The organism is Mucilaginibacter sp. SG538B (assembly GCF_013376065.1).
In the GTDB taxonomy this organism is placed as follows: domain Bacteria; phylum Bacteroidota; class Bacteroidia; order Sphingobacteriales; family Sphingobacteriaceae; genus Mucilaginibacter; species Mucilaginibacter rubeus.
Map to the genome: position 1 here is coordinate 93,124 of NZ_JABMJI010000002.1, position 21,011 is coordinate 114,134.

The window sequence follows — 21,011 nt, forward strand, 5'->3', positions numbered from 1 at the left end:
CTATGCCATGGGCCGGCTTTATGCAAACCAATTATGCTAAAACAATTTATCTTTTTATAAACAATTTAACAAACACACCAATTATGAGAACAAACTTTAATCTACCCCTTACAAAAACACTAACCGCCTTATTCGGCGCAGTTATACTCCTCACATCCGCCTGTAAAAAAGAAAAAGCGGCACTGCCTACTGATGCCGGCAACACTCTGTCAAAGTTAAGCACCAATGCCATAGGCGTGGCCGGTCCTAAGGGTGTTTGCTATGTGGAGGTAAATAATAATGATATCCGTAATGTGGGTAATTATACCCTTTCAACCGGGGAGCAGCTTTTTGATATTGCTATTATATTTGCGGCCAACATCAACTATGACACCGGCACGCAAAAAGCAGTGCTGTATTTTAACCCGCAAGTAACCAACGTACTCAACAATAAAGCCACTTATATTCAAAGCCTGCAGGCTAAAGGTATTAAGGTATTGTTATCTATTTTGGGCAATCACCAGGGCGCGGGGATCTCTAATTTTCCATCTCAGGCTGCCGCAAATGATTTTGCTCAGCAATTAAGCAACGCCGTTACCACTTACGGCCTGGACGGTATTGACTTTGACGATGAATATGCCGACTATGGCACCAATGGTACCGGTCAGCCAAACGACAGCTCATTTGTTTACCTTGTTACTGCCTTACGTAACCTGATGCCTACCAAAATAATTTCGTTTTACTTTTATGGCCCGGCTGCGTCGCGGCTGAGCTACAATGGTGTAACGGTAGGCTCAAAAGTTAACTATAGCTGGAACGCTATTTATGGCACTTATTCTGTTCCAAACGTTCCGGGACTCACCGCCGCCAACCTTGGCCCAGCCGCTATTGATATTCAAAGCACCAGTTCATCAACCGCGGCGTCGCTGGCTACTCAAACAGTAAACAACAATTACGGTATTTATCTGTATTACAATTTGCCTAATAGCGACGTTCATACTTACCTTTCGAGTGTATCAAACGCGTTATACGGCAAATCTACAGTATATACGGGAACCAGTAGTACGGGGGTAACTTTTTACCAGGACATCAATTACGGCGGTACAGTAACGAGTGCCATACCTAAGGGCACTTATACCCTGGCACAATTGCAGGCTTATGGCTTTGTAGATAACTGGGCTTCGTCGGTAAAGATCCCAACCGGTTGGACAGTGACGATGTATGCAAACGATAACTCTACCGGTACATCCTGGACACGAACATCAAACACAGCTAATTTTACCACCCTATTTCCAAATGCAAATGATGTGGTGACTTCGGTTAAAATTCAATAATAAAACAAAAGAGGCTGTATCATAAATCAAATTGATCACTCTGATGTCGTATACCTGTGAATTGAAATTTAGCTGATAATATTTATACAAAAAGGGGGTTGACATATTTTTCGCATAATAAACACTTAACTATCTTATTATAAGGTAGTTAAGTAAATATTAACCCCAAATTGTGTTAACCCTGTCAACCCCCTTTTTGTCATTAGGTTCAACCCAAAACTATATATATTGCTTAAGTATCCGAATAAATCAAAAAAGAGGTTGTATCACGTACAGCCTCTTTATTTATATGTTTCGCAGCATTAAAAAATAATCCCCAAGGCTATCAGTACCACTATCTCTCACTTCCCAATTTAAAGCGCGGTAAAATTGAACCGCTGCCACATTTTTAACAAGACATTTTAAACTAAGTGGAGTTGGATACGTTTGAAATGCCAAAGCAAGCAGCGCTTTACCAATACCCTTTCCTCTATATCTCGTATCAATATATAAATGATGAATAAAAGCGTCGGGACGCCAAACAGCCATAAATCCCGCTATCTGATCATCATATTCGGCTACCCATACATCTTCGTCAAGCGTGTGAGCGTCAAAATCATTCAATGTAAACGAGGAACTGTCTATCCAGTAAAAAGTTTGTATCCGGCAAAGCAAATAAAGCTCCCGGAGCTTTTCGCGGTCTCCCCCTTGGAAACTTCGGATATGTAGATTAACTGATTTCAATACCTGCAAAATATTATTTATTAATCGTCTAACCTTTTGAAGGCCGAACATCTTAATCTTCTTATAAGCTTAGCGCTTTAAATCATTTTTGAATCCAATGAAAGACAAAATCATATATTGTTTTTTCTCAATTCATCTGCCGCGTAATTTGCGGCCCTCGCCGTTAGGGCCATAAAAGTTAGTGAAGGATTTTGAGTACCGGTAGATGTCATACAAGCCCCATCGGTCACAAATACATTGGGGCATGTATGCAGCTGGTTCCATTTATTTAGCAATGAGTTTTTAGGGTCAGTTCCCATCCTTATCCCCCCTACTTCATGGATATCTAAACCAGGCGCTTGCCTACTATCGTTAGGGACGATGTTTTTACATCCCGCCTTATTAAGCATCTCGGCACCCTGCTGCAAAAAATCGTTCAGGGATTTTACATCGTTATCATCATAATCTACAGAAACGGATAATAATGGTATTCCCCATTCATCTGTTCGGTCTTTACTCAGGCTCACCTTGTTTTCGGCCTTGGGGATGGTTTCGCCCTGCATCATCATATATACATTCCAGTTGCCTGGTTCAGAGATATTTTCCTTATAGTTAGCCCCAATCTGATCGCCATCAACAGCATGCCCCCAACTGCTCCTTGTAGCACTATAAAACGTCATATACCCTCTTAAAAAGTCGGTTTCCTGTTTATAAACGTTTCTAAAATTTGGCATCATCACCGCAGCCGGCCTCCGGCCATAGTAATAGGTATCCAGGTAACCATCAATGGTTGCCGTTAACGATCCGCGATAATTATGAAAAGCAATATACCTGCCAAGCAAATCATTATCGTTTCCTAAACCGTTTGGAAACCTGCCTGATTTTGAATTGAGTAAAATAAGGTTAGAGTTTAACGTAGCTGCGTTTACAAAAATAATACGGGCATAATATTCGGTAACCGATTTAGTGTGTGCATCTATTACCCTAACGCCTGTCGCCTTTCCTTTTTGTTCGTCGTAAATAATTGAATGTACTACGGCATCGGGCCGGAGGGTAAGATTACCCGTTTTGGCCGCCCACGGCAAGGTTGATGAATTAGAGCTAAAGTAACCCCCAAACGGACAACCGCGCTCACATAAACTCCTGGCCTGGCATTGCCCCCGGCCCTGTTGTAAATGAACTGGTTGCGGTTTGGTTAAATGCGCGCACCTGCCAATAACAACATGCCTGTCATGGTATGCATCCATTATTCTTTTTTGAATCTGCTTTTCAACCACATTCATTTCCCATGGCGGTAAAAACTCGCCATCCGGCAGCGTTTCCAATCCATCCTTGTTACCGGCAATGCCGGCAAATAACTCTACATGACTATACCATGGTGCAATATCGTTGTAACTTATAGGCCATGCTGTAGCAAAGCCATCTCTTGCCGGGCCCTCAAAATCAAACTTGCTCCAGCGCTGGGTTTGCCTGGCCCACAGCAATGATTTCCCTCCCACCTGGTACCCGCGAATCCAGTCGAACGGCTTTTCCTGAACATACGGGTGTTCTTTATCTTTAACAAAAAAATGAGTTGTAGCCTCGCTAAATGCGTAACACTTTTCAGCTATCGGATTTTCATTTTTTATAGCTTCAGGTAAATGCCCGCGATGAGGGAAATCCCAGGGATTTTTAGTAGCTGTTGGATAGTCCCTCAAATGTGTAACATTCCGGCCACGTTCCAGTACCAATGTTTTCAGCCCTTTTTCGCACATCTCTTTGGCAGCCCATCCGCCGCTGATACCCGATCCAATCACAATGGCGTCAAACGTGTGTTGAGCCTCTCCTCCCGAATTAATGTTGATCATATTTCATAATTGGCTTAAACAACAATGCAAAACTCAATTTGAAGTTAAGATAATTATCAGGGAATAAATTGACCGGCAACGGTTTTAAACAAAAAAAGCTCCATCACCGGAGCTTTTTTTGTTTGTTTTAGTTCTTATTAGTCGTTGATTGCTTTTACACCTGGCAATTCTTTACCTTCCATATATTCAAGCAAAGCACCACCACCGGTTGATACGTAGCTTACCTCATCGGTCATGCCAAATTTAGCTACAGCCGCAGCAGAGTCGCCACCACCAATCAGCGAGAAAGCTCCGTTTTCTGTCGCTTTAGCTACAGCTTCAGCAATTGCTTTGGTTCCGCCTAAAAATTTCTCCATTTCAAATACGCCCATCGGCCCGTTCCATAAAATGGTTTTTGATTCTTCAACTACTTTGCTGAATAAAGCAACAGTTTCAGGGCCAATATCAAGGCCCATCCAGTTGTCTTTTATTTCACCGGTTTTGGCAACATCAGTGTTAGCATCATTTGAAAATGCATCGGCAATGATGTTATCTAAAGGCAATAACAGGTTTACACCTTTTTCTTTAGCTTTTTGTCTTAGGCTGATTGCCAGATCAAGCTTGTCCATCTCAACCAGTGAGGTACCAATGTTACCACCATCAGCTTTAGCAAATGTATAAGCCATACCACCACCAATAATCAGGTTATCTACTTTTTCCAGCAGTTTTTCGATAAGCTCAATTTTATCCGATACTTTTGAACCTCCCATAATAGCTGTGAAAGGCTTTGGTGCGTTATTCAGGATCTTTTCGGCGTTGTTTAATTCGGCTGCCATCAGGTAACCAAAATATTTGGCATCAGGAAAAAACTGAGCGATGATAGCAGTTGAAGCGTGCGCGCGGTGAGCGGTACCAAAAGCATCGTTCACGTATACATCACCTAATTTCGAAAGCTTTTCTGCAAAGGCAACATCACCTTTTTCTTCTTCTTTATAAAAACGCAGGTTCTCTAATAATAAAACCTCGCCGTTACCAAGCGCTTTTGCTTTTTCAACAGCTTGCTCACCAATGCAATCATCAGCAAACTGAACCTGCTGACCAAGCAGATCAGACAAATGAGATACGATATGTTTTAATGAATATTTTTCTGTAGGACCATCTTTCGGCCTGCCAAGGTGCGACATCAGGATAACTTTGCCACCATCTTTCAATATTTTTTTTATGGTTGGCAAAGCTGCCGTCATACGGTTATCGTCGGTAATATTGTAATTCTCGTCAAGAGGCACGTTAAAATCAACCCTGATGAGGGCTTTTTTACCTGCAAAACTAATTTGATCTACTGTTTTCATATCTATTAAAGGGTCATTTGTTATGAACGGGCGCAAATTGGGCATTTTAATTCAAAATACTGAACGAAAAACGAAAAAAGCTGTTTTAATCGGCCAAAATTTCATCTTATTTTAACATACATTACATAATGAGGACCAATGCCCGGCACCTCAAATTCGGGCAAAACGACCTCAAAACCAAGGTTGTTATAAAAGTGCACTGCTTTTTTACGGGCATTGCACCACAGATAATCGGCCTTTTGCCCTCTCAGGTATACCAAAGCAAAGTTAACCAACTGATTGCCGAAGCCCTGCCCTCTATATTTTTCGATAGTGGCCATACCCCTGAGCTGGTATCCTGTACCGTTAAATTCGCCATAACTTTGCGGGTGAAACGAAGCAATACAAGCCAGTTCATCATTAACAAAATAGCCAAGGTGAAAATTGCCTTCATTATCATCTGACGGGAAACGGCATTCGTCAAGAGTGAGCTTGCCTTCGCGCAGTACCTCATTACGCACATGTAGCAGTTCATCAACTTTTATAAACCTGATCATGCAGCAAAATTGAAAAAATTCATGGAACAGGAAATTTTAATTCCATTAAATTAAAGCAGCAACGCTTATTTCGCGTATACCGGGCGCTACTCAAAATTATACAGAAAATAACTTATGCTACTGTTTAGGCAGCCTGTTTTTTAGTTCGGCTATTCGTATCACCAAATCGGCCAGCCGGCTGCTGTAGCCCATTTCATTATCATACCAGCCAACAACTTTCACAAGGCCGCCCACTATTGACGTTAGTTGGGCATCAAAGATACAGCTGTGGGGATTATCCAATATGTCAGTTGATACGATAGGATCTTCCGTATATTCCAATACAATTCTCATTGGCCCGTTTGCAGCTTGTTTAAATGCTTCATTAATTTGAGTTATGGTTGGCTGCTTTTTGAGGCTGCAGGTAAAATCAGTTAATGAACCGTTAAGTACCGGTACACGAATCCCTGCTCCGCCCAAACGGCCGTCCAAATGAGGGAATATAGCTGTTATTGCTTTAGCAGCACCCGTAGTGGTGGGTATAATAGAAGCTGATGCGGCCCTTGCCCGCCTTAGATCTTTATGAGGTGCGTCATGCAGGCTTTGATCGCCGGTCATGGAGTGCACGGTGGTAATGTAACCATCAATGATGCCCCAGTTTTCATCTAATATTTTTACCATTGCGGCAACATTATTAGTTGTACATGATGCGTTTGACAGCACAGGAGATTGTAGGTCAACCTCCTGGTCGTTTACGCCAAGCACTACAGTTGGTACATTTTTATCGGTTGATGGTGCAGATATGATAACCTGCCGTGCCCCGGCGGTTAAATGAGCCTCAGCACCCTGTTTGGAAGTAAATTTACCGGTTGATTCTATTACGACATCAATATCCAGAGCCTTCCAAGGCAGGTTAAAAGGGTCGCGCTCGGCAAATACCCGTATACAGTTACCGTTAATAACAAGATTGTTATCATCAAAACTCACCGTACCCTTAAACCCTCGATGAACAGAGTCATACTTAAATAAATGCGCGAGGGTTTGCGTATCGGTAAGATCATTTATAGCTACCACCCGTATTTCGGGATGTAATAAAATATTCCTTAAAAATATGCGGCCAATGCGACCAAACCCGTTTATAGCTATCTTCATGGTATGCTGATAAATAAAGCATCAAAGTTAATGAAGATGGATGGTTAATTTGCTTATTTACGGTATTACTACTTGCAGGTTACAATTGGTTATTAGTCGCTAAAATTCCGGACTACCAGGGCTTCGCCTTTTTTTGAACGGATAAAATAAGTGATCATCCCGTTAAAGGATATCGACAATAAAAATATAAGAACAATAAGCCAGGAGTTATTTAAATTATTAAATACCAGCACCATTACTATCGAAACAAGGTTCAGGCATCCTAAAACAAAAGTAGTTTGCAGATGCGTTAAACCCATTTTTAACATACGGTGGTGGATATGGTTGCGGTCTGCATCAAAAGGGGATTTTTTGTTTAAGATCCGGATAGTAAAAACCCTTAGCGTGTCAAAAACAGGACCTATAAGTATCGCTACGATTAATGCCGGTGCTGTATATATGAAAGGCAGTTTGACCGTCGAAACTTTACTTAACTCAATAAATTTAATAGCCATTACTGCCGATACCAGGCCAATGAGTAGGGCGCCGGTATCGCCCATAAATATTTTAGCAGGAGTTACGTTAAAACGCAAAAAACCAACCACCGCCCCAACCATGGCAAGTGAAATTGCTGCAAGCTCGTACTGGTTCATATAAATAAAAAGCGCCGCAAAAGCGCTGTTGGCAATAATCCCTGTAGTTGCAGCCAACCCATCAATACCGTCAATAAGGTTAAAAGAATTGATGATAAGCATAATAACAAGTATTGACAATATTACACTGGGGATATATGGCAGCGATGCAATATCAAACACCCCATACATGCTGCTGATCCGGATATCTCCGGGGATAACAAGTATGGCGGCAACCACAAACTGGATCATGAATTTGGTACTTGAATTAACCCCCGAAAGATCATCCTTCAGCCCCATTGCAAACAAAATAATACATGCGGTAAGCAGGTAACTAATCGGCAACGATTTGTCGATAATACTGAATAACAAAACTGTAATAGTAAAGCTTACAAAAATAGCAACACCTCCTAAGCGGGGAATACCATGATCATGTTGTTTCCTGAAATGGCCAACATCATCATATAAATGGCGGGCACGGGCAACATGTAATATTGAAGGGATACATAATAATGTAATAAGTGTTGAAAATACAACTATTAGCACATTATAAACAAAATGATAAGAGCGTAGAAATTCAAGCATATGCTATAAATGTGTTAGTGACCGGCTTATTCATTTATAAATACTTATACGACAGGAAACACAAAAGGTTAACTAAAGATTAAAGAAATTGTGAAATTTTCCTAAGGGGCTTCAGCACAATTGCCAAAACGGGTAAAAACACATTATTTTTACGCATCGCTTTCAAATCAAATGACCACGCCTTAAACCTGTTCATTAAATTGCTGTTGCTTATACCCCCTACCTGCATTTTAACCATAACTTTGTTAAGATAAAAGCTCCTTACCTGCCATTTATGCAGAAACCTCGCCATTAATTCATAATCGCCTGCAGAACCGTATTCAAGACTGTAAAAGCCGTGTTTTTCAAACAAATAGCGTCTACAGTAAAAGGTAGGGTGTGGGGGCATAAAACCACGGTTAAAGGAATTTTTTCCACATTTGTGACTTTTCCATTTACGGGTGATTTTACCTGCAGAATTTATATAATCAAGGTTTCCGTAAATGATTTCTGTATCACTGTTTGAAAAAGCCTGTGCCACTGCTGATAAAACTTCCAGGTCTGCAAAAAAATCATCGGCGTTAAGTATACCTATTATTTCGCCTGTTGCTAAACGGATCCCCTTATTAATTGCATCATAAATGCCCTGGTCAGGCTCAGATATCAAAACCTTGATGTGCGATTTATATTGCTTAATTATTTGCAGGGAATTATCTGTTGAGCCGCCATCAATTATAATATACTCAATGTTGTTGTAATTCTGGCCGATAACAGATTCGATACATCTTTTAATAGTATCCTGGGCATTGTAAACAACAGTGATAACCGAGATCTTCAACCTTGCAACTTTGGGAAAAATACAACGTATTAATACCTCGAAATTATGTAATTTTGACTTTGAAGCCTAATTATATTAAATATAACTTGGAACTTTATAGCTGAACATGCGCAACTATACATTTATCTGCTTAATTACTGGGATACTTTTTTTGTTAACCTCCTGCTCAAGCAAACAATATCAATATCTTTTTGAACAAAAGAATAATGTTACTGATACCATATCAAAAGCAAGCGATGTCGCAATAAGCCCGTACCGCATTAAAGCACAGGATATATTACAGATCAGGAACCTGCAAAGCATAAAATATATAGTAGATGAAGCGCCTTCCACTAATGCGGGAGGAGGGGGAGGAGGAGGCACTGCCGGACAAACGTTCCAGGTTGAAGACGACGGCACTGTTGCGCTGCCTGTTATCGGCCATGTAAAAGTTGCAGGCCTTACCAGGCCAGAAGCAGCAAAACAAATTGAGGGGCTTTACCGTACAAACCTGTTGAAAGACCCCATCATTGAACTAAAGATAATTAACCTAAAGGTTACCATGCTTGGCGAAATAAAAGGGCAGGGAAATTATACGTTAACAAAAGACAGGACCACTTTAGTTGAAATGATTGGAGAAGCAGGAGGCCTGACAGATAAGGCTAATGAAGCAAATGTAAAAATAATAAGAGGCGATCAAAAAAATCCCCAGGTTACTGAAATTAACCTGCGGGATATCCAATCAATAAATGATCCCCGTGCTATACTTCAAAGTGGAGATGTTATTTATATAGCACAAAACAAGCGCACCATACGCAATGATAAATTGCAAAACGTTTCGGTAATAACGCAGCCGGTTTTACTGTTGCTTAATACTGCCTTAATTATTTTTACGCTTTCTCATCGGTAAATGGAAGAGTTAGAAAAAGTACAAAGAAAGCTGCCCAACCAGGAAATTGACTATTTTAAGATCGGCAAAATACTACTCAGCCGCTGGTACTGGATATTGGCATCCGTTGTTATTACATCAGCCATCTCGTACACTTATTTATGGTATACACCTAAAACATATGCTACCGGGGGGACGCTTAAGGTAGAAGAAAAAAAATCAGAGATTTCTGACATTATCAGTGTAATGACCACGCCCGAACGCGGCCCGTCAAAAATTCAGAGTATAACTTCAGTATTAACCAGCCGTACCCTCATCCTAACAGCAATAAAAGACCTCGACTATCGTATCAGCTTTTATATCTCGGGCAGGGTACGTACCTCCGAAACCTATCCGCAAAAGCCTCTCGGTATTACTCTGGTAAAGTTTGATAGCCTTAATTTTTTCCATAGCCTGATAACTTTTAAGCCGATCAGTGCTCAAAACTTCAATCTTACCTATAGCATAAACGGTAAGGAGATTCAAAACAACTACAAATACGGCGATATTGTAACCATTGGCAATACCAGTTTCAGAATTAAATACCCGGGGTTAATTCCATCCAAAACAATTTATTTATTTAAGTTCAATATCCCCGAAGATTTTATCGGCCGGGTACAGGGTAATTTATATGCTGGCGAAACAGCAAAAAACTCAAATATAATTGCCATTCAGCAAACAGATTCCAATCCGCAGTTTGCAGCGGATGTACTTAATGCGATCATGAACAATTATGTGATTTTTGACCGGAACCAAAAGGCGCAGTCAGCTTCACAAATGATCGATTTTATTGACAGTCAGCTGGATTATCTGTCGACTGAAGTAAAAGGCTCTGAAAACTCGATAGAAAAATACAGGAAAAAATCCAAGATCCTTGACGTTACATCCGCATCAACTACTTCTGTAACCAAGGCAACCGAGCTTGAATCAAACAAATCGTTACTAAAAATACAATTAATAGCACTCGACCAGCTTAGCAGCGAAATAGCCAAGGAAAAAAACAATGTAACTTTAAACTTTAATGTAGGCAGCGCTAATCTACCATCGTTAGAAGTTATGGTAAGCCGCCTGGACAACCTGATTACGGAACGGGCAAGTTTATTAACTACCTATAATGCCGATTCGCAGCCTATTCAAAACATTAACCAAAGCATTATCCAAATTAAAAACACCGCTTTAAACAATATAAAACAGATCCGGGCTGGCATTGAAAAAAACATTCAATATCTTGATAATCAACTTGGCCAGGTTAACTCAACTATAGCGGCATTGCCTGCCGCCCAGCGTGATATGGTGAGCCTGCAGCGTGATTTTGATATTAATGATAAGGTATACTCTTTTCTGTCCGAAAAAAAACTGGAAGCGCAGATCAGCCGTGCCGGGATTTTGCCTGGTGCAACTATTATTGAGCTGGCTCAGCCAAACTTTAATCCAGTTTCGCCCAATGAACATAATATCCACCGTACTGCTACTATATTAGGTCTGGCTATAGGCCTGGGGCTTATCATTCTCATCAGGATATTAAACCCCTATATTTATGATAAGGAAACCATTGAAAGTCTAACCAGCATACCTATCCTGGGCGTTATCCGAAAATTTCCGTATGCCCTTGACGAAAGCAGCGAACAAATCCTTGCTATCAGCAAACCCAAATCAATTTTTGCCGAATCGGTCCGTTCTGTACGTACTAATCTTAGCTTCCTTTCGTCAGAAAAAGCAAGCAAAGTTATTTGTATAACCTCGGAAGTAGCCGGCGAAGGCAAATCATTTGTTGCCGTAAATTTGTCAAGCACACTTTCACTTATTGATAAAAAAGTAATATTAATAGGAGCCGATTTACGTCGTTCAAGGCTGCATAAAACTTTTCATGTGGCCAATGATATTGGCTTGACCAATTACCTTGCACACCAAACTGAAATTGATGATATCATTCATCACTCTGAACAGGAAAACCTTGATTTTATAGTGTCGGGGCCCGTACCGCCTAACCCATCAGAGCTACTACACAGCAAAAGGATGAACGCTTTAATTGAAACACTTAAAACGATGTATGATATAGTGATGATTGATACCGCTCCGATCGGACTGGTATCAGATGCTATACCGCTTATCAGGATAAGTGACATCAATGTTTTTGTGATCCGGTCGGGCAAATCAAAATATTATGCCGCAACTGTGCCACAGCGCATAGCGCAGGAATATCACCTCGATAATACCGTGATAATTTTAAATGCATTCGAAGAAGATTTGCTGCATTCAAGATATTACACTACCAAATTTACCGGCGAAAATACAGGCACACGATATTACTATTATTCAGATTACAGCGGCTACGAAGGTTCGGGCTATTATCTTGATGATGAAAAGAAAAAATGGTGGAATTTAAAACGATGGTTTAAATAAGCTTGTTTATTTAAAAAGATTGTTACTAAAATCAATATGGCAGTAAACAAATGGTATCCGGTTTACACCAACCCACGAGCCGAAAAAAAGGCATATGATGCATTAGTGAGCAAAGGCATTAATGTTTACCTGCCACTGCACCGTCAGCTTAAACAATGGAGCGACCGCAGAAAATGGGTTGAGGAACCATTGTTAAAATCATACCTGTTTGTAAATATTGCCGAACAAGAGCAGGCCGAAGTGTTAATGACCAAAGGTATTGCGCGGTTCCTTTATTTTTCGGGCAAGCCTGCAGTTATGCCTGATAAGCAGATCCATGAACTTAAATTACTCATGGCAAGTCCATATGAACTGGAGGTAACAGAGGAAGACCTGCAGCCGGGCGAGAAGATTATCATCAGAGCAGGTGCACTAAAGGGCATGACAGGCGAAGTTGTATCACGCAGATCGCAAAAACAACTGATATTACGACTGGAAAGTATTGGTTACTCCATTATCGTTAATGTTGCTGCATCGCTCATTGAGCGGTTTTAAAATAAAAGGAATTGTTTTGGACAACAGATAATATTTCATTATTTGCGCCGAAAATTCAATAAATAGACAGCTTGTGCCCTGCAACACAAGTAATTAATAACTAATTAGTTACAAGATATCAATGTAACTTACGGGGCGAAGCTATGAAATTTAATGAACAATGTGCCGTATAGCAGGAATCGTTTCTGAAAAAATATCCCAAAACGAGATCAGGAATAGCGTAAAATTAATGTGCCGCGCGTTACAGCACGGGGGGCCGGATGATGAGGGCATATTTGAAGATGAAAAAGCCAGCCTTGTTTTCGGTCACCGCAGGTTATCAATTATTGACCTCAGCAGCAACGGGCATCAGCCCATGGCAGATGTAGGTCAAAATGCATGGATCACCTTCAATGGCGAAATTTACAATTACCCCGAATTAAGACAGGAATTGCTAAGATCAGGAGCACAATTTAAGTCAGGCACCGATACCGAAGTTATACTCCAGGCCTATCTTAATTGGGGCACCGCGGCTTTTGCAAGGTTCAGGGGTATGTTTGCTTTTGCCTTATATGATGTTGGCAAAGCCCTGACTTACCTTGTACGTGATACCACCGGTATAAAACCGCTATATTATTCGGCTGCAAACAACGAGCTTTGTTTTGCATCTGAAGTACGGGCATTTAAACAGTCGGGACTGAATATCGAAAAAGATCCGGACTGGCCGGTAAGGCTACTGGCATTTGGCCATATTCCTGAACCCTATACCACATTAAAAAATGTATTCAGCTTGCCCAAAGGACATTTTTTATGCTGGGACCACAGGAGCGCGGGGTATACTTTAAGCAGATATCATATTGATGGTTTGCAAAGTGTAATAACCGATAAAAATGAAGCGCATCGGATAATCTACAATGCACTTAGTCTGGGTGTGAAAAGGCAATTAATTGCCGATGCACCCATAGGTGTATTTTTAAGCGGGGGGATTGATTCAAGCCTGCTCACACTCCTGGCCAATCGGCAAAAAAAAGAGCAACTTAAAACCATTTCTATATTTTTTGATGAAAAAAGTTATGATGAACGCAGCTATCAAAACATCATTAACAATAAAATAAATGGCCAAAACTTTTCACACCTGGTAAAACAATCAGATTTTGAAGCGGTTTTTTCGCAAATTATTGGTGCTATGGATATGCCTACCACTGATGGCATTAACAGCTGGTTTATTAGTAAATATGCCCATGACGATGGTTTGAAGGCCGTATTATCAGGTGTGGGCGCCGATGAACTTTTTGGAGGTTATCCCTCATTTAACCGCATAAAATATCTTGGCTATCTGCGTAAACTGCCATCATGGATGTTAAAAATATCCGGTCATTTTTTGCCTGATCATTATAAGAGATTGGCATTCCTCGCTGTTAACCATCCCGTAGCTGATTACCTGGCTTTGCGTGGATTATTTTCATTGGCTGATGTTTCTGCTTTACTGGATACAAGCATTGATCATATTAATGATGTATTGTTCGGCGCAGCTTTGTCGCCCGCACCACACGGTTATAATAACGAGCATGCAGAATGGTTTGAAACGCATTTCTACATGCAAAACCAATTGCTTAGGGATACCGACATAATGAGCATGAACCATGGCCTTGAAGTCAGAGTTCCGTTTTTGGATGAAGATTTTAATCGTGCAGCCCGGAATATCGCACCAGCCATCAGATTTAATAAACGCCAGCCGAAAAAACTTCTTATTGAAAGTTTCGACAACCTTATTCCGCCCGAGGTTTGGAACAGGCCTAAAATGGGTTTCACATTCCCCTTACAAAAATGGATGAAGGAGCACCAGCTAATTAGCGATACTGATAATTACAAAGGGAAAGCGGCACAAAATGCTATAAAACAGTTTAAAAACGACAGCATTCATTGGTCAAAGGCTTTCGCCTTGTACCAGGTTCAAAATGATGGCTAAAAATGTAATTCTTTTTACTTTACAAACATTTAGCACTACCGGCGGCATCCAGAAAATGACACGCACACTTGGTCATTCCTTGCATCGTGCTGCCTTAAAAAACAATTGGAATTTTGAGCTTTGGTCGGCTTATGATAAGCAGGATGACCTGATGGCGCAATATTTACCTTCTGCAAATTTCAAAGGGTTTGGCATAAACCGGGCAGGTTTTGTTTTAGAAACCATTGGCCATTCCGCAAAGCCCCATGTTGCTATATTAAGCCATATTAACCTGGCTATCATTGGCCTGTTAATTAAACTGATTAACCCTAAATGCCGGCTATGGCTTGTAGTACACGGTATTGAGGTTTGGCGTCCACTTTCGTTTTTAAAGCGCCTAATGCTTAAACACTGCGACAGCGTAATTTGTGTAAGTAATTATACCAAACAGCAAATGATAAAAAGGCATAACCTGAATGCAGATAAATGCATTGTCCTGAATAATGCCATTGACCCTTTTATGCGTTTGCCCAATATCTTCACGAAGCCACAAAAACTGTTGCGCAGTTATGGTTTAAACCACGATGATTTTATCATATTTTCGTTAACACGCATGGCATCTACCGAGCTATACAAAGGGTATGACCAGGTAATTAATGCTCTGGGGAGCCTTAAGTCAAAATTCCCGCAAATAAAATATATACTTTCGGGCAAATATGATGAGCAGGAACACATCCGTATAAAAGAATTAATAGCGGCGCATGATGTAAGGGAACAGGTAATTTTAACCGGCTTTATTGATGAAGCCGAACTTACCGACTATTTCCTGCTGGCCGACCTGTTTGTTTTACCAAGCAAAAAGGAGGGCTTTGGCATTGTATTTATTGAAGCCCTTGCCTGCGGCTTACCCGTTATTTGTGGCAATGCCGATGGTAGTATTGACGCCATCCGGAACGGCGAACTGGGAGAAGCCATTGACCCGGACAACCTTACCGAACTTAACAAAGCAATAACAAAGCATTTGCAAAAACACTTAGCTGCTGATACCCGCAAAAGCTTACAGGAAAAATGTTTAAGCCATTTTAACGAGCGCGATTATATGACCAAACTTGAGCAGCTGATAAATGACTGATTTGCATCCTGAAAAATGGGACATCGAAATAAATGCGAAAGGCAGCTTGCTCGACCTTAAGCTTAAAGAGGTGTGGCATTACCGCGACTTGCTTGTGCTACTCGTTAGGCGCGATTTTATTTCCTTTTATAAGCAAACCATTTTGGGCCCGGTGTGGTTTTTTATTCAGCCGGTTATTACTATCCTGTTTTATACCCTGATATTTGGCAATTTGGCCGGCATCCCGGTTGATGGCCTGCCCAAGCCACTTTTTTACCTGGCCGGCACCATCATTTGGAACTATTTTGCCGATTGCCTGAACAAAACGTCAACTGTTTTTAAAGATAATGCCGGTATACTTGGCAAGGTATATTTTCCAAGACTTATTATGCCCTTAAGTATTGTGCTTTCAAACTTGATCCGTTTCGCGGTTCAGTTTCTACTTTTCATAATCCTGTATATCATATTTATCTTAAAGGGCGAACATATTATTCCCAATATAGCAGCCTTGCTGCTGCCATTACTCATTATCATGATAGCATCATTGGGTTTAGGCTTAGGTATGATCATATCGGCTGTTACCACAAAATACAGGGATATAGCGTTTATAGTGGCCTTTGGCGTACCACTTTTAATGTATGCAACAACGGTTATATACCCTTTATCGGTGGCACAGGCTAAATATCCTAAATACAGCTGGCTTATTAAGTTTAACCCCATTACGGCCATAATTGAAACGTTCAGGTATGGCTTTTTAGGCAAAGGAAGCTTTAACTGGGAGCTGTTAGCTTACAGTATCGTTAGTACTATTGTAATACTGCTTACAGGCATAGTAATATTTAATAAGGTTGAAAAAACTTTTGTTGATACTGTATAAATGAGTAAGGCAATAAAAGTTGAAAACTTATCAAAAGCCTACCAACTAGGCGATTTTGGTACGGGCACTATCTCCCGCGACCTGGAGCGCTTTTGGGCACGTCTGCGGGGTAAGGAAGATCCTTTTTTAAAAATAGGCGAAGTGAATGATCGTACCATCAAAGGCGAAAGTGATGTGGTATGGAGCTTGAACGATATTAATTTTGAAGTTGAACAGGGCGATGCTGTTGGCATTATAGGCCGCAACGGAGCAGGTAAAAGCACCCTGCTTAAAATTTTAAGCCGTGTTACCTCTCCTACTACCGGCTCGGTAAAACTAAAGGGCCGGATAGCCAGTTTACTTGAAGTAGGCACAGGTTTCCACCCGGAACTGAGCGGGCGGGAAAATATTTATCTCAATGGTGCCATACTGGGGATGCGCAAGGCCGAGATCAAACAAAAGTTTGATGAGATCGTGAGCTTTTCGGGGGTTGAAAGATACATCGATACGCCGGTTAAGCGTTACTCGTCGGGAATGTATGTACGGTTGGCCTTTGCGGTGGCCGCACACCTTGAAAGCGAAATTTTGATAGTAGATGAAGTACTGGCAGTTGGCGATGCCGAGTTTCAGAAAAAATGCCTCGGTAAAATGGGACAGGTGAGCAAAAGCGAAGGGCGCACAGTTTTGTTTGTGAGCCACAATATGGCCGCTGTGAAAACATTATGTAACCGGGGCATTGTACTTGCCAACGGACAGCTGATATATGAAAACCGCCAGCTTGAAGCCGTTAGCTTTTATCAAACCAATAATAATACCCGGGCAACATTTGAGCATCATGATGATGTAAGCTCAGCGCCGGGAAATGAAAATATAAGGGTGCTTAAATTTATTATCCGCCCGCTTACGGGCGACAGTATTTCCATTTCGACAGGTGTTAGCTTTGAGATGATCTTTTTTAATCAAAAGGCAGGCATTAACCTCGATGCCACATTTGAGTTAAAAAACAGCGATGAGATTCCTGTATTTCATAATGGCGTACTTATATCAACCAATAACGATTCAAAAACCGGGTTTTATACAGTTAAGTGTACTATCCCCCCTAACCTGTTGAATGCCGGCAATTATTCATTCAAGTTGATTTTTGGCGAAAATCAACGTTACCTGTTATTCAGTGCTGATGACTTTATCGGGTTTGAGGTTGAAAATGAAAGCAAGGGGAGTAACAGTGCTTTAGCTCCGGGAGTTATTCATCCTAAACTTGACTTTAAAGTTAGTTACCGGGCATAAAAGCATATGTAAACCCCGCATACAATTGCCCAAATTATTAAACGACAGAGGTAACATTTCGTTCATCGAAGAAAACAACTCCCCTCCTTTGCAATGCGTAAAATTTTAATTGTAAATGGCCATCTGGTTATAGGCGGTGCCGAAAAGCTCGTCTATGAATTGGCTGTTTTCGCCCAGAAAAATAACATTGCCCCAACCGTTCTTATAATTGATAACTACATCAGGGAATACTACGATCCGATATTTAAACAAAAGAAAATAAAAGTAGTGCGAACCAGGCTCAGCACCATACGAAACTTCAGGGCTCCTTTAAAAATGCTAAGGTCAATGTACTGGTCGCTTAGGTTAAAATATTTTGCCAATAGTGTATATGATAGTATTCATGTCATCGGTTTGCATAACATTTACAGGGCAAAAGATTTCATTAATCATAGTAACCGGTTTTATTGGCATGTAACCAATGCAGCACAGGGTGCTTACAACTATCCTGAAAGCTACTTCGATAATCCCAATGATACGCTGGTTTGCATCAATCAATACCAGGAAAATGAACTCGACAGCCATTACGGGAATGATGTATTTAAATGCAAAAGGGTTTTATTCCCGCTTTTTTTGAATGATTAATTTAAACGTCGTATCACGCATCTCTGATGATAAGAATTATTTTCCCGATCTGTTAGAAACATTGTACTTGTTAAAAAACAACGGGATCACTGATGTTCATATACTATTTATAGGTACCGTATATAGCCCGAAAGTTTACCAAAACATTCTTGATACGGCCAGCCGGCTTAATGTTTCTTCAAACATCGCGTTTACAGAAAGGTCTATCCCGATGAATGAACTAAATGATGAAATAAAAAGCGGATATTTTATCAACTTCACTATTGGTGAATTTACCGGCTATTCAGGTCTGGAAAGTATCAAAAACGGGTTTAAGACAATTTTTTATAACATTGATAAGTCGCTTAAAAATGATCACAATGACTTAATCACCTACTGTCACACGCTTGATGAACTAACGGCCCTGATTATAAATATCAGCCGGGAGCAGGCTCTTATAAACAAAGAAATTACAGCTTGTAACCATGATATGCTTAACAGGTTTGTACTAAACAGTACCAAGAAGCAGCAATTGCTTTCTATGATGTTGCCAAAACATTAATTATTAAACACATTAGCCCAAATGAGTAAGGTTGCCTTGATAATTATTTACAACCACCAGTACAATAAAAACATACCTGTTTTAGAAAAAATTTATCATAATAGATTTACCAACATCTACCATTTGGTTCCTTTTTATACCGGCGATTTATCCAATGTAATTTCTGTTTATGAAAACTCATTCTACTTTCAGGGATATGTTACCCAGAGCTTGGGTTCTTTTTTTGACGATAAATATGATCACTATTTTTTCGTTGCAGATGATCTGCTGTTGAACCCCGCAATAAATGAGAACAACTATGCGGGCTTTTTTAAACTAAAAGCCGGCACATGTTTCATCCCTGAGCTTATCAACCTGCATGAAACCGACCTAAACAAGCGTTGGGAAAGGGTGGCCGATGGCTTTAATTATAACATAGAATTGAGTGGTGTTGAAGCGAAAAGCTTTCTTCCCGATTACAACACCGCTTTAGCTATATTCAATAAGTTTGGTTTATCGGTAGGGCCTTTGAATTTCAGGCAAATTTGGGACGCCCCAAAAACACTGAAAGACTGGTTTACAATGCCACTGCGGGAAGTATTGCGCTATTTAAAAAACCTGATCACTAAACAACAACACCATCTTCGGTATCCTGTGGTTGGTGGTTATTCAGATGTGTTTATTATAAGTGCCGATACCATCAAACAATTTAGTCATTATTGCGGCATAACAGCCGTAACTAAATTGTTTGTGGAGGTTGGTTTGCCTACCTCGTTAGTATTATCGGCAAATGAAATCGTTACCGAAACGGACCTTAACTTAAAAGGTTTCCCATTGTGGACAGCTCAAGATTATACCATACTCGATAAATACAACAATAGCCTTACCGATCTTGTAAATAATTTCCCGGAAAATTTACTTTACATCCATCCCATTAAACTTTCTAAATGGAAAGCCTAAAAAAAGCAATTGTAATAACATCAATATTTGAACCAACAGAGGCCGTCGTTTCTTTTTCAAAACTGTCCGATTATCACCTGATAGTAGTTGGCGACAAAAAATCGCCCCAAAATTGGCACTGTGATAATGTTGAATATCTTTCTGTCGACCGGCAGGAAACATTACCATATCAATTATCAAAAGTGCTGCCCTTTAACCATTATTGCCGTAAAATGCTCGGTTACTTGGCGGCCATTGGGCAAAAAGCAGCATATATAATTGATACCGATGATGACAATTACCCAAAGGGGAATTGGGACTTTCCGGTATTTGAGAGTGAATTTGACATGATAGACGGGCCTGCAGGATTTGTTAATATTTACCAATACTATACAAAACAAAAAATATGGCCCCGCGGGCTCCCGCTCGACCTTATCAATACCGATTTTCAGATTGAAAAATTTACTTCAAGACAAAATTGTAATGTTGGGATCTGGCAGGGCTTAGCGGATGAAGACCCTGATGTAGACGCGATTTACCGCTTAACAGATAATACCCCATGCTATTTTGATGACAAGCCACCCATTGTTTTAAACCGTGGAACGGTTTGTCCGTTTAACACTCAAAATACCATAATACGGAAAGAGTTATTTGCGTTGCTTTATCTTCCAACATATGTAACATTCCGCTTTACGGATATTCTTCGTGGTTTAGTGGCACAGCCAGTTATGTGGCTTTATGGTTATCAGCTTGGTTTTATCAATGCCACGGTTGTGCAAAAAAGAAACCTGCATAATTATATGGATGATTTCACATCAGAGATACCCATGTACCAGCATTGTAACAAAATAGTGGATTTAGTAACTACTGTTATATCTGCGGATAATACAGTTGAGGTTAATCTGCTGAATGCATATAAAGCATTGTTAGAAAATAATATAGTTTGCGAAAAGGAAATAATTACACTGGAAAGCTGGCTCGCAGACATCACATCGCTCCAATAAAACAATCAAGTCGGGAAAAAGACGAGCAG

At 40.4% G+C, this 21,011-nt stretch carries 19 protein-coding genes; 12 read left to right on the top strand and 7 right to left on the bottom strand.

Translation table 11 applies throughout. The features are described from left to right. Positions 1–83: 83 nt before the first annotated feature. The gene (locus FHW88_RS09680; RefSeq protein ID WP_176625096.1) at positions 84–1,313 is read left to right on the top strand and encodes an endo-beta-N-acetylglucosaminidase H; all 1,230 of its coding nucleotides are present in this window, start codon (positions 84–86) and stop codon (positions 1,311–1,313) included. Between the two features lie 285 nt (positions 1,314–1,598). Here FHW88_RS09680 and FHW88_RS09685 read toward each other — a convergent pair whose 3' ends face one another. From FHW88_RS09685 to FHW88_RS09715, 7 genes are all read right to left on the bottom strand, one after another. Beyond that, positions 1,599–2,087: a GNAT family N-acetyltransferase gene (locus FHW88_RS09685; RefSeq protein ID WP_255485284.1), complete on the bottom strand. Its 489-nt coding sequence runs from the start codon at positions 2,085–2,087 to the stop codon at positions 1,599–1,601. A gap of 59 nt (positions 2,088–2,146) precedes the next feature. Continuing rightward, the gene (locus FHW88_RS09690) at positions 2,147–3,862 is read right to left on the bottom strand and encodes a GMC oxidoreductase (protein WP_176625100.1); all 1,716 of its coding nucleotides are present in this window, start codon (positions 3,860–3,862) and stop codon (positions 2,147–2,149) included. Between the two features lie 137 nt (positions 3,863–3,999). After that, complete coding sequence (locus FHW88_RS09695) at positions 4,000–5,190, bottom strand: phosphoglycerate kinase (protein WP_090531276.1); 1,191 nt, start codon at positions 5,188–5,190, stop codon at positions 4,000–4,002. 101 nt (positions 5,191–5,291) lie between these two features. Next, positions 5,292–5,726, bottom strand: coding sequence for a GNAT family N-acetyltransferase (locus FHW88_RS09700; RefSeq protein WP_176625102.1), 435 nt, complete (start codon positions 5,724–5,726; stop codon positions 5,292–5,294). A 117-nt stretch (positions 5,727–5,843) separates the two neighbouring features. Next, positions 5,844–6,857: a type I glyceraldehyde-3-phosphate dehydrogenase gene (gene gap / locus FHW88_RS09705; protein ID WP_176625104.1), complete on the bottom strand. Its 1,014-nt coding sequence runs from the start codon at positions 6,855–6,857 to the stop codon at positions 5,844–5,846. Between the two features lie 92 nt (positions 6,858–6,949). Further along, a complete protein-coding gene (locus tag FHW88_RS09710) occupies positions 6,950–8,053 on the bottom strand; it encodes an MraY family glycosyltransferase (RefSeq protein WP_090529935.1) in 1,104 nt (367 codons plus the stop codon). A gap of 79 nt (positions 8,054–8,132) precedes the next feature. Next, positions 8,133–8,870, bottom strand: coding sequence for a glycosyltransferase family 2 protein (locus FHW88_RS09715; protein ID WP_176625106.1), 738 nt, complete (start codon positions 8,868–8,870; stop codon positions 8,133–8,135). 106 nt (positions 8,871–8,976) lie between these two features. Here FHW88_RS09715 and FHW88_RS09720 point away from each other — a divergent pair, with 106 nt between their 5' ends. From FHW88_RS09720 to FHW88_RS09770, 11 genes are all read left to right on the top strand, one after another. Then, positions 8,977–9,759 (top strand): polysaccharide biosynthesis/export family protein, encoded by a 783-nt coding sequence (locus FHW88_RS09720; protein WP_176625109.1) that lies wholly within the window; start codon positions 8,977–8,979, stop codon positions 9,757–9,759. Then, positions 9,760–12,180: a GumC family protein gene (locus tag FHW88_RS09725; RefSeq protein ID WP_090529945.1), complete on the top strand. Its 2,421-nt coding sequence runs from the start codon at positions 9,760–9,762 to the stop codon at positions 12,178–12,180. It begins immediately after the preceding gene. A 36-nt stretch (positions 12,181–12,216) separates the two neighbouring features. Next, positions 12,217–12,714, top strand: coding sequence for a UpxY family transcription antiterminator (locus tag FHW88_RS09730; RefSeq protein ID WP_090529947.1), 498 nt, complete (start codon positions 12,217–12,219; stop codon positions 12,712–12,714). Positions 12,715–12,874: 160 nt separating this feature from the next. Next, positions 12,875–14,662 (top strand): asparagine synthase (glutamine-hydrolyzing), encoded by a 1,788-nt coding sequence (gene asnB / locus FHW88_RS09735; RefSeq protein WP_176625111.1) that lies wholly within the window; start codon positions 12,875–12,877, stop codon positions 14,660–14,662. Beyond that, positions 14,652–15,773, top strand: a complete 1,122-nt coding sequence (locus tag FHW88_RS09740) for a glycosyltransferase family 4 protein (RefSeq protein WP_176625113.1) — start codon at positions 14,652–14,654, stop codon at positions 15,771–15,773. The genes asnB and FHW88_RS09740 overlap by 11 nt, the downstream gene beginning before the upstream one ends. Next, positions 15,766–16,629, top strand: coding sequence for an ABC transporter permease (locus tag FHW88_RS09745; protein WP_176625115.1), 864 nt, complete (start codon positions 15,766–15,768; stop codon positions 16,627–16,629). Before FHW88_RS09740 ends, FHW88_RS09745 begins: the two co-directional genes overlap by 8 nt. After that, a complete protein-coding gene (locus FHW88_RS09750; RefSeq protein ID WP_176625117.1) occupies positions 16,630–17,895 on the top strand; it encodes a polysaccharide ABC transporter ATP-binding protein in 1,266 nt (421 codons plus the stop codon). A gap of 93 nt (positions 17,896–17,988) precedes the next feature. Further along, on the top strand, positions 17,989–18,519 hold the full coding sequence (locus tag FHW88_RS09755) for a hypothetical protein (RefSeq protein ID WP_176625119.1): 531 nt from the start codon (positions 17,989–17,991) through the stop codon (positions 18,517–18,519). Continuing rightward, on the top strand, positions 18,512–19,060 hold the full coding sequence (locus tag FHW88_RS09760; protein ID WP_176625121.1) for a hypothetical protein: 549 nt from the start codon (positions 18,512–18,514) through the stop codon (positions 19,058–19,060). Before FHW88_RS09755 ends, FHW88_RS09760 begins: the two co-directional genes overlap by 8 nt. A gap of 21 nt (positions 19,061–19,081) precedes the next feature. After that, a complete protein-coding gene (locus tag FHW88_RS09765; RefSeq protein WP_176625123.1) occupies positions 19,082–19,999 on the top strand; it encodes a hypothetical protein in 918 nt (305 codons plus the stop codon). After that, positions 19,987–20,982, top strand: a complete 996-nt coding sequence (locus FHW88_RS09770; protein ID WP_176625125.1) for an STELLO glycosyltransferase family protein — start codon at positions 19,987–19,989, stop codon at positions 20,980–20,982. The genes FHW88_RS09765 and FHW88_RS09770 overlap by 13 nt, the downstream gene beginning before the upstream one ends. Positions 20,983–21,011 lie beyond the last annotated feature (29 nt).